10 protein-coding genes are annotated in these 9,458 nt (G+C 46.1%); 2 read left to right on the forward strand and 8 right to left on the reverse strand.

The window, feature by feature from the left end; genetic code table 11:
* The first annotated feature begins 336 nt into the window (after positions 1-336).
* Positions 337-1,026, forward strand: coding sequence for a tRNA (N6-threonylcarbamoyladenosine(37)-N6)-methyltransferase TrmO (gene tsaA / locus GKG43_RS22035; RefSeq protein WP_050638930.1), 690 nt, complete (start codon positions 337-339; stop codon positions 1,024-1,026).
* A gap of 91 nt (positions 1,027-1,117) precedes the next feature.
* Here tsaA and GKG43_RS22040 read toward each other — a convergent pair whose 3' ends face one another.
* The 6 genes from GKG43_RS22040 to GKG43_RS22065 all read right to left on the reverse strand — a co-directional run bounded on the left by GKG43_RS22040 (position 1,118) and on the right by GKG43_RS22065 (position 6,339).
* Entirely contained in the window at positions 1,118-2,290 is a 1,173-nt protein-coding gene (locus GKG43_RS22040; RefSeq protein ID WP_129880066.1) for a hypothetical protein, read from the reverse strand.
* Between the two features lie 11 nt (positions 2,291-2,301).
* Positions 2,302-3,426 carry a hypothetical protein gene (locus tag GKG43_RS22045; RefSeq protein ID WP_129880068.1) on the reverse strand — a complete coding sequence of 375 codons (1,125 nt, stop codon included), beginning with the start codon at positions 3,424-3,426 and terminating at the stop codon, positions 2,302-2,304.
* A gap of 9 nt (positions 3,427-3,435) precedes the next feature.
* A complete protein-coding gene (locus GKG43_RS22050; protein ID WP_050638933.1) occupies positions 3,436-4,290 on the reverse strand; it encodes an ABC transporter ATP-binding protein in 855 nt (284 codons plus the stop codon).
* Positions 4,277-5,050, reverse strand: coding sequence for a hypothetical protein (locus tag GKG43_RS22055; protein WP_055155335.1), 774 nt, complete (start codon positions 5,048-5,050; stop codon positions 4,277-4,279). The genes GKG43_RS22050 and GKG43_RS22055 overlap by 14 nt, the downstream gene beginning before the upstream one ends.
* The gene (locus GKG43_RS22060) at positions 5,047-5,610 is read right to left on the reverse strand and encodes an RNA polymerase sigma factor (RefSeq protein WP_055155336.1); all 564 of its coding nucleotides are present in this window, start codon (positions 5,608-5,610) and stop codon (positions 5,047-5,049) included. Before GKG43_RS22060 ends, GKG43_RS22055 begins: the two co-directional genes overlap by 4 nt.
* A 192-nt stretch (positions 5,611-5,802) precedes the next feature.
* Positions 5,803-6,339 carry a PadR family transcriptional regulator gene (locus GKG43_RS22065; RefSeq protein WP_055155337.1) on the reverse strand — a complete coding sequence of 179 codons (537 nt, stop codon included), beginning with the start codon at positions 6,337-6,339 and terminating at the stop codon, positions 5,803-5,805.
* Positions 6,340-6,469: 130 nt separating this feature from the next.
* Here GKG43_RS22065 and GKG43_RS22070 point away from each other — a divergent pair, with 130 nt between their 5' ends.
* Positions 6,470-7,810 (forward strand): MATE family efflux transporter, encoded by a 1,341-nt coding sequence (locus GKG43_RS22070; protein WP_055155338.1) that lies wholly within the window; start codon positions 6,470-6,472, stop codon positions 7,808-7,810.
* Positions 7,811-7,988: 178 nt separating this feature from the next.
* Here the strand turns inward: GKG43_RS22070 and GKG43_RS22075 are convergent, their stop codons facing one another.
* Complete coding sequence (locus tag GKG43_RS22075) at positions 7,989-8,756, reverse strand: 4Fe-4S dicluster domain-containing protein (protein ID WP_055155339.1); 768 nt, start codon at positions 8,754-8,756, stop codon at positions 7,989-7,991.
* Positions 8,746-9,132, reverse strand: coding sequence for a DUF3221 domain-containing protein (locus GKG43_RS22080; protein ID WP_050638938.1), 387 nt, complete (start codon positions 9,130-9,132; stop codon positions 8,746-8,748). Before GKG43_RS22080 ends, GKG43_RS22075 begins: the two co-directional genes overlap by 11 nt.
* Positions 9,133-9,458: the final 326 nt, after the last annotated feature.

Below are 9,458 nucleotides of genomic sequence, written 5' to 3' on the forward strand. Positions count from 1 at the left end.
CCTTAGAAATTCTTGGTGGGAAACAGCCCTGAAAATGGAGAGATTTTTGGATTCCGAATCCAAAAATCAGCTGACCCAGCGCGAGAAATCATCGGATTTCTCGTGATGTGTCAGTGGTGCTCCATTTTCAGGGCTGTTTCCCGCCTAGAATTTCTTAGGTCCTCGGCCGCGTTTTTGAAAGGACATGGATGTTCTCCGAGAGGTTTTCGGCTATCCCTTTATGGAGCGTCCCCATCCGCGCCGAGGCAAAAGCTCGTCACTAAATCCCGATTGACTGCGCCTCCAGTTCTATGTTACATTTTCTAATAGAAAAGCTATCGAAAGCGGGGCGTATCCATGACTTCTCTTTATACTTTAAAAACAATTGCACACATTCAAAGCGATTTCCCGGAAAAATTCGGCATCCCCCGACAGAGCGGTCTCGTGGAATCCCTGAAGGCAAAGCTCATCTTTGAACCGGACTACCGCAATCCGGATGCCCTGCGCGGCCTGGAAGATTACTCTCATATCTGGCTGATCTGGGGGTTTTCAGAATCCATCCGTGATGAATGGAGCCCTACCGTGCGTCCGCCAAGGCTTGGCGGCAACCAGAGAATGGGGGTGTTTGCCACGCGTTCCCCATTCCGGCCCAATCCGGTTGGACTGTCCTGCGTCCGTCTGGAGGGCATCAGCACCACCCCTGATTTTGGCCCGGTTCTCCATATTTGCGGAGCCGACCTGATGGATGGAACCCCGGTCTTTGATATCAAGCCCTATCTGCCCTATGTGGACAGTCACCCTAACGCACAAGGCGGCTTTGGCAGCCGGCAAGCGGGCTACAGCCTGAATGTAGACTGCCCGCCTGCATGCCTCGAGCTTATCCCAGAACAATGCCGGTCTGCGCTGATGGAAATCCTGGCACAGGATCCCAGACCTTCTTATCAGGAAGATCCGGCGCGTATCTACGGAATGAAGTATGCTGGTATGAATATACGGTTTTATGTTGAGAACGATGAGCTTCATATCTGTGGGGTTGAAAGATTGTAAATTCCCATTCACAGGGCCGTACACCGCGCTGCACGGTCCATAGACCGTGCATAGCAGTGATTGTAAGGCTGGACGGAAGCTTCATTTTCGTTCAGTCTATATTTCTTTTCTTCTCTGCCATATACTGTACCAGATTGGCAAGAACCCCCAGGCCCAGTACCACGGCAGAGATCATTGGCACCATGTATTTTCCTCTGGTTATCTCTGCAAAATCTAATATAAAGAAGGCTCCGTAACATCCCGCCAGGATGACCAGCGGCAGGGCCAGTGCAATGGCTGATATATAGTTTCTGCAGTGTCTGGTAACGGCGAATAAGATCATTCCTGCTCCTGCTGCCATCATAGCTGTAAACAAAATACTCATGACACTCATAGTTCCTATAGACCATGGGAACCATCCAATATATCCGCTCGAAAAGGAAGACGCTGACGCATTCCAAAAATCTGTGACACGGTTAATTTTTGCGGTTATCAAATAAAATACGATGGATATTCCGATCACCGCTAAAGAAGTAATCAGGCCTGCCTCCAGCTTACGGAGGTAATAGCCCCGCCCCTTCCTGCAGCAATATTGAAGTGACGGCATTTCATTTTGATTCTCCTGTACCATATAGGGAAGAATCATAAATATCACTCCGATAATTACAAAAACTGACCAAAACTGAAGAACCTGAAAATTATCTTCCAGTATTACAGATGGAAGGATCGTAAATACCTCCTCCCGATTTCGTTCTAATACCCTCTGTCTCTGAAGATCGTCCAAATCTTTATAAACGGATGTTCCGTTTGCACTTCCGTTCTCCTGCAGCGCCTCTGTCCTGTAACTATCCAAAAACATATCATATACATTGATTTCTATTGTCCTGGTGAATTCCTCCGACACTTCGGCGTCACTAAAGGAATCATAGATTTCCATCCATAATGCCGTGTCCTCATCGGGCGTCAGACTTTCGCTCCCCAGGTTGAATTCCTGAAACGTATGGAAGCCATACTCCTGAAACAACGCATTCTCCGCTATCATCCGGTCTATGGCACTGATTCCCTTTTCCGGAGCCTCACTTTTCATTTTCTCATATTCTTCCGGTGATATAGAAACCCCATATTTATCCGTAATAGCTTCTGCAATATCGGCAGTCTGATGATAGCTGCCCGGATGTATATTTACATACGGCCTTATAAACAGAAGAAAATACAGTATCCCAAAGCCCAGCAGACACAGCAGCTTCTTCCATGTCAGTATTTTTCTTATCTCTGTCCTTATCATATACACCCTCCTTACAAATCTTTCTTTAAAAACTGTCTCCGCACTCTGAAAGCTGCACATGCTATCAGAATGCCCCATAGGATAATCACAGTGATTTCATAATATCTCGGCGAAAGAAAGGAGGCCCCATTTACCATCCAGTGTCCTGCTTTCCTGGCAAGATCAACGGGATTGTACTGCAGTATAAAATAAACGACGCTCCATTTGGGAAACAGAGAGGTCACCGTATAGATACATGCACATCCAAACCCCAGCAGTATAAATGCCTTGAAACTATTTCTTCCCTTTGCCGCAAACGTATACCCAATATAAGAAAAAAGCACCGCTGCGCAGACTGATATTAAGAATTCCAGGCCCAGGTATCCCGCAATGTGAAGCGGAAACCAGCTGATAACCGGGAAATAAGAATCCAGCACCATCATGCTTCCAATGGGTGTCTTCCACAGTGGACCTAAAGGAAATATAAGGGCTGCCGCCAGAATCGTTACTCCCCATATGACAGCCGTAAAAGTGAGTCCGGCAAGGATCGCTGCCCTCCTCCTCTGATCCTGGCTTTTTCTTCCCGTTTTGGATGTATACTCAACGGATGCCGTCCCTGCCTGTAATGGTTCACTGACACGATGCAGCATAAAGAGAACGCCTGCCAGAATGCTTTCCAGCGTACAGGCCAGAGGAATCCATCTTGAAAATAATTCAAAAAAACCTCTGCTTCCCGGGACAAAGAAGTGTGCAGCATCCTGATTCCGCCGATTCTCTGCCAGGATACCCTCCATCTTTTGGTATTCTTTCTCCGCATATTTCTTTGCCCCGTCTTCCAGCATAAGGGCAGAGGAGAAATTTTCTGCCAGAACACTGCTGTCCAGTTCATTCGTCATATACACTGTGCCATCCATTATCTGGCGCAGAGTGGGAATTCCCGCTTCTTTCTTCTCTCCGGGCTCCAAAACTTCCAGGTACTGTTCCGCTGTATTTTCATCAACCGGCAGCCCCAGATCCTCCCATGCCTTCACACTCTTCTCCACTATAGCCCTCTGGCCGCTGAAGTTTATCAGTATCCATGCATTTACCCCCATACTGCCAATGAGCAGCCCCCAGAAAATCGGGCTGAGCACTACGCGCATCCATTGTCTCCTCATATCTTCGCCTCATTCCTTGTAAGTGTATAAAAACACATCTTCCAAGCCAGCCTCACACTTTTTCCACTGCGGATTTCCCTGCTCTGCAATGAACCGCACCACAAAATGTCTTCCTTCCTGACGCTGGGAAAGAATCTGGTACTGTTCTTCCCAAAGATGCAGCTGCTCCTCCCTGATTTCTGCCTCAAAGACTTTTCCATCCAGCATGGTGCAGAGATGTTCTGTAGTGTCATTGGCATATACCTGTTTCTCCTTCAGCATAATAATATGGTTGGCAATAAACTCCACATCCGAAACGATGTGTGTGGAGATCATAACAATCTTATCCCTGGAAAGGGAACTCAATATTTTTCGGAATCTCACACGTTCCTTGGGATCCAGGCCTGCCGTGGGCTCATCTAATATCAGGATCTCCGGATTTCCGAGCAGTGCCTGTGCGATCCCTACCCGCTGTATCATTCCACCGGAAAATTTCTTCATTTTCCTTTTTGATACCTCTGCAAGCCCCACCGTATCCAGCAGACGGGGTATCTCCCGCCGCAGTATTTTCCGGTCAATCCCTTTCAGGATGCCGATATACTCCAGATAGCGCTCAGGCGTATAGTCCCTGTAGTAGCCAAATTTCTGCGGCAGAAAACCGATCTTTTCCCGGTATGCTTCATCCAGCTTCTGTATCTCTCTGCCCTCCCACAGTATAGTCCCTTCTGTGGGAAAAAGAAGGGTGACCAGCAGTTTCATAAGCGTGGTCTTGCCGGCCCCATTCGGCGCCAGAAGGCCGTATATTCCAGGATGCAGCTCCAGATTGATATCTTTTAGCGCCGTAAAGTTTTGATATTTTTTTGTAACATGATTAATTTGCAGCATCTGCATACTCCTTTCTGAAGGGCTGTCCTGTCATTACCAGCAGCTGCCTGACGTAAACCACTGCCGCAACAGCTCCAACAGCAGCAAACAAAAGAACCGGAATCCCTTCCATCAGCCTTTCGTACCACTTGGCCGACATCTGAAAGAATACAAGATTGGCCAGAATCCAGCCGGCTCCCACTGCTGCCCCCCATCCGGTTTTCTTTCCCCGTTCTATCCCCATGGCCAGGAGAAGGGAAAATATCATCAGGGATGCAAAAGCCGTTGCCGCCAGCCGGAGAAAATCAGCCGAATACCGCACTGAAAGGACTGCCGCATAAATAAGGTTAAGGCCAATACCTATCAGGCTGTTTGAAAACATACGCGCTGTCATCAGATGTAAAAAAGTATACTTGTAACTCATAAGCTGTTCATACGTCTGATTCTGCCGCTCTTTCACCAATGACAGACAGAACACCGTGGCATATAAGACAGGCGCCGCTGTAAATACGATGCTGCAGGCGCTGGCTATACCGGCGCCCACAATCCGTAATCCAATGTACATAAACGCTGCCGCAATGCAAAATGAGACAGTCAGGATATCTCCCATGCCTGCGTACAGCTGCCCGAGTCCAATCCCCCGGAACAGATCCCACAGAAATGAATTTACTCCCGTATTTGGCGGCGTTTTAGTGAGCTCCTCTGCAAGCCTCATATTCTGTTCTTTTTCCTCTGCTTTTTTCCACATAGCCTCTAAAAATTCTTTATCCCTCTGCGTCATCCGTTTTCCCTCCTTTTCCTCTGCAGCTTTTTCCTTGCTCTGTGCAATACTATTTTTATCTGCGGAATATTCTTTTCCATAACCACTCCAATCTCCTGGTAGGACAGGCCCTCCACACAGAAAAGATAAAGCACACGCCTGTATTCTTCCGGCAAATCCTCTATCCACTGCACCAGTTCGCCATACGCTTCTTTCTTCACGTAAATATCCTCCGGCGTTGGCGGAGATTCCCCGGCGCTTTCTGCCGTCCCCAGCTCCTCTGTTACATGGCGCCCTCTTCTCCTCAGTTCATCCAGCGATTTATGTTTGACCACTGCAAACAGATAGGTTCGAAACGTGCAGGCTTGGGGCAGGCGCTCCCTGTGCACATAAATATCGGCAAAACTGTCCTGTACAATATCCAGGGCAGTCTGCTCCTCTTTGGCATATTGTATGCAGAACCGTACAGCATCCCGATAATGCCTCAACACCAGTACATCATAAGCCTGTTTCATATTTTTATTTTTCACCAGCCCGATCAGCTGCCCATCCGTTTTTTTCTCCAGGTCTTTCAGATTCATTGCGTTTTTCCTTCCGATTGTAAAAATATCAAACAAGATTCGCTTTCTATCTATTAGTCGAATTAGATTTAGAAAAGTTACACTTTAAATCATAAAAATAAAAGTCCTGGTTCTATCAATACAGGACTTTTATTTTTATTCTTTTTACAAGCTTGATCATCAGTTGTGTTTCCGCTCCTTTAGCAGGGCATTCTAACCTTTTTCACTTATACTTATTTTTACAGATTCGATCCATGTTTCTATCGCCTGGGCCAGAATCATCTGCTGCCGGAGGACGGCTTTTCCGGTTTCAGGAATTTGAGGATTGCCTTCTTTTTCTGTTATGTTTTCTTCAAGATATGATTTTAGTGTTTTTATGTTACTTTCTATACTGGTAAGACAGGCTTCCTGGTCTTGCAGGGAGAGGCTGTCCAGATTGACTATAACTGCGTTCAAATCCAGAAATATGTTGACCGGCTGGGCGGCTATCTTATACATTAGATTTTCGAATTCCGCTTCTCCGGACTCTGTCAATGAGTAAACGGCTTTTTCCGCCATCTTTCCTTCCTTTACCATCGTGCCTTTGATAAAGCCTTTCTGCTCCAGCTGTATGACTTTCTTATAGATTGAAGGCGTGCTGATCTTTACCCATTTGGATATGTTCCGGTATTCTACCAGTTTCTGTATGTCATATGCGCTTAACGGCTCCTTTTTTACCATCCCTAATACGATTAAATCTATTGTTGCCATAAATATCCTTCCTTTTCTTATTCGTCTTGACAAGTACTATAAATTATAGTATTATCGACTTTGCTACTTGTTTGCTATAATTTATAGTACTTTATTTTACACTTCATGTCAAGTGGAAGGAGAATTTATTATGAAACAACATAATACAAAAATGGAACTGCTTGGAAGTGCCCCTGTATTGAAAGCGCTTTTCGCACTGGGGCTGCCCACCATGATTGGTATGATGGTGAATGCGCTTTATAATCTGGCGGATGCCTACTTTGTAGGAGGGCTGGGTACTGCACAGATGGGCGCAATTACTGTTGCATATCCCCTTGGCCAGGTTGTGGTAGGACTGGGACTGCTCTTTGGAAATGGTGCCGCTTCCTACCTTTCACGGCTGTTAGGGAGCGGGGAGAAAGAAGCCGCAGACAAAACCGCAAGCACTGCTATATACAGCAGTATCTTTGTGGGAACGGCAGTCATTATATGCATCCTCATATTTCTGGAACCCATTCTGCGCCAGATAGGCGCCTCAGACAGTGTCATGCCTTTTGCGGTTACTTATACAAGTATCTATATTGCTTCCTCTATATTTAATGTCTTTAATGTCACCATGAACAACATCGTTTCCAGTGAGGGCGCTGCCAAAACAACCATGTGCGTGCTGCTGGCAGGAGCCGTGATCAATGTTATTTTAGACCCCGTCTTTATCTATGTTCTCGATCTGGGCGTAGCCGGTGCTGCGACCGCAACGGCCATTTCGCAGTTTGTCTCTGCACTGATATATTTACTGTATATATTCAGGAAAAAAAGTATATTTAGTTTTAGTATACGGAAGTACTGTTTATCAAAAGATGTGATGTCAGAGATTTTGAAAATCGGGATTCCCACACTGGTATTTCAACTGCTGACCAGCCTGTCTATGACAATGATCAACGACGGGACAAGGATCTATGGTGATTCTGCTCTGGCCGCGATGGGAGCTGTGACAAAGATTATGTCCGTGGGAAGTCTGATGGTATTCGGTTTTCTCAAAGGCCTGCAGCCTATCGCGGGCTACAGTTATGGTGCGAAAAAGTACGACCGCTTAAAAGAAGCTGTAAAGACTTCCATCCTGTGGGCAACTATCTTCTGCCTGATCTTTGGTCTTGCTGCCGCCCTATTTTCTACAGCGATTATTTCCCAGTTTACAAAAAATGACCCGGAAATGATCCGGATCGGACAGGCGGCCTTAAGAGCAAACGGGCTTTCTTTTGTGCTCTTCGGTTTTTATACCGTTTATTCCTTTCTGTTTCTTGCTATGGGAAAAGCAAAAGAAGGCAGCTTCCTCGGCGCCTGCCGGCAGGGCATCTGCTTTGTTCCTGTTATCCTGATACTCCCAAAAGTTTTGGGACTGAACGGGATCCTGTATGCTCAGCCGGCTGCCGATGTAATCACTGCAGCCATCACCATATTTATGGCTTTGCGCCTGCAAAGAGAATTGCAATAAAACTGGATTATACGCTCTAGAGCGTGTCTGAAAATTGCTTGTTGCAAGATGTTGTCCCAGTTTGCGGGGTATTTACTGCCAAATACAGGAGGCGTAGTGGGCTACGCCCTCTGGATTCGGCAGTAAATAGACCGTGAAGCGGGGCGGCATATTGCGGCAATGAATTTTCAGACACGCTCTAGGATCCATGGGCCTGTGCGTGCCGAATCCCCTGCTCTGTGATGACGTCGTCTCCCCTGTACTTTTTGAGATCATCCCCCACAGGACAAACGTTCATACATACACCGCAGGGCCAGTGATTTTCATTCTTAATGTCTACATGATGCTGCGTACAAGCAACTTTATCATAACTAAAGAGATTATTTTCTTTCTCTTCAAAGCAATGAACCGGACAAGCTTTCAGACATTTTTTACAGTGAATGCATAAATCCTTCTCCAACTGCGGATCCGGGCTGACTGGCGCATCGGTCAGCACGGAAACGATACGCAGGCGGGGACCGTATTCCTTTGTGATCAGATTATGGCTGTCACCAAAGGTACCCATACCCGCATAGTAGGCTGCTACGACATGAGAAAAAGAGGCATTCGGATTTTTCATAAGCACATCAATAGAGTAGTAACAGTCTCTCGGAAAGAACAAAGCCCTGTATCCTAATTCTGTAGTAATATAATTCGTCAGCTTATATGCAATATCATCCAGCACCCGGTTGCTGGTGTCATATAATTCCTGATATACCATGGAGGGGGTAGTGAACGTCATCGGGGCAAACAGCGGGATTCCCAGTACAATTACATTTTTAACCCAGGGCCAGGAATTCTGCGGCCAATATTCCGGATTCTGGATCGGTTCCGTTTCCCACTTATCAACGGAACAAACTCTCACCAGATTTGCGCCAAGGTCCTTTGCTTTGTCAACGATTTGTTTCTTTACTAATTCATCTTTCATCGTCAGCTTCCCCTTCCTTTCCATATTCTAATTTGGTACGGCTCTCCCCAATATAGAGTATAGCATACACCTTCTCAATTCTTGCCGGATCGCTTTCCTCAATATTACCATCGTAGTATACGGCTGCTTCGTCGCCAATCTGCAGATCCGTTGTACTGTCTTTTCTTTCAGCGTCCAAAGAGACCAGAATCTCCTGATTTTCAGCTATTGTTTCCTCACTTTTGCTTACCTCTATCCTGGCGTATCCATCTTTTATCTCCATCACGGTTCCTTTGATGCTTGGTTCATGGTCTATTATGTAGTTAATGTCTTTGGAACACCCTGAGATACAGATGCTCAGGGCTATTGTAAGCAAACCCAATCGTATTTTTCTCATAATTGTCCACCCTGAATCCCAGACTGTTTCATCCTTGTATTATCTCTGCCAGCTGAATCTAAACTTATATGTCTATGACATGTTTTTCCTTAATTTGATTTTATCACCGCGAGATATAAAAGTCATTCATTTTCTGCTGTATTAAGAATACTTATTATAATAGTCCTTACGATTAACACCTCTACAAAACTCTAAATCGGGAGTTAGCGACGAGCTTTAGCCTCGGCGCGGATGGGGACGCTCCATAAAGGGATAGCCGAAAACCTCCCGGAGAACATCCATGTCCTTTCAAAAACGCGGCCGCGGACCTAAGAAATTCTAGGCGG

It is taken from the genome of Eubacterium sp. BIOML-A2, assembly GCF_009680135.1.
Classification (GTDB): Bacteria; Bacillota; Clostridia; order Lachnospirales; family Lachnospiraceae; genus Faecalicatena; species Faecalicatena contortus_B.

Excerpts from the sequence above, each read along its gene's own strand:
- GKG43_RS22060 (WP_055155336.1), bottom strand. The coding sequence starts at position 5,610 with ATGAATCTGAAAGACCTGGAGAAAAAAACGGATGGGCAGCTGATCGGG.
- GKG43_RS22045 (WP_129880068.1), bottom strand. The coding sequence starts at position 3,426 with ATGAGGAGACAATGGATGCGCGTAGTGCTCAGCCCGATTTTCTGGGGG.
- GKG43_RS22065 (WP_055155337.1), bottom strand. The coding sequence starts at position 6,339 with ATGGCAACAATAGATTTAATCGTATTAGGGATGGTAAAAAAGGAGCCG.
- GKG43_RS22050 (WP_050638933.1), bottom strand. The coding sequence starts at position 4,290 with ATGCTGCAAATTAATCATGTTACAAAAAAATATCAAAACTTTACGGCG.
- tsaA (WP_050638930.1), top strand. The coding sequence starts at position 337 with ATGACTTCTCTTTATACTTTAAAAACAATTGCACACATTCAAAGCGAT.
- GKG43_RS22070 (WP_055155338.1), top strand. The coding sequence starts at position 6,470 with ATGAAACAACATAATACAAAAATGGAACTGCTTGGAAGTGCCCCTGTA.
- GKG43_RS22040 (WP_129880066.1), bottom strand. The coding sequence starts at position 2,290 with ATGATAAGGACAGAGATAAGAAAAATACTGACATGGAAGAAGCTGCTG.
- GKG43_RS22075 (WP_055155339.1), bottom strand. The coding sequence starts at position 8,756 with ATGAAAGATGAATTAGTAAAGAAACAAATCGTTGACAAAGCAAAGGAC.
- GKG43_RS22080 (WP_050638938.1), bottom strand. The coding sequence starts at position 9,132 with ATGAGAAAAATACGATTGGGTTTGCTTACAATAGCCCTGAGCATCTGT.
- GKG43_RS22055 (WP_055155335.1), bottom strand. The coding sequence starts at position 5,050 with ATGACGCAGAGGGATAAAGAATTTTTAGAGGCTATGTGGAAAAAAGCA.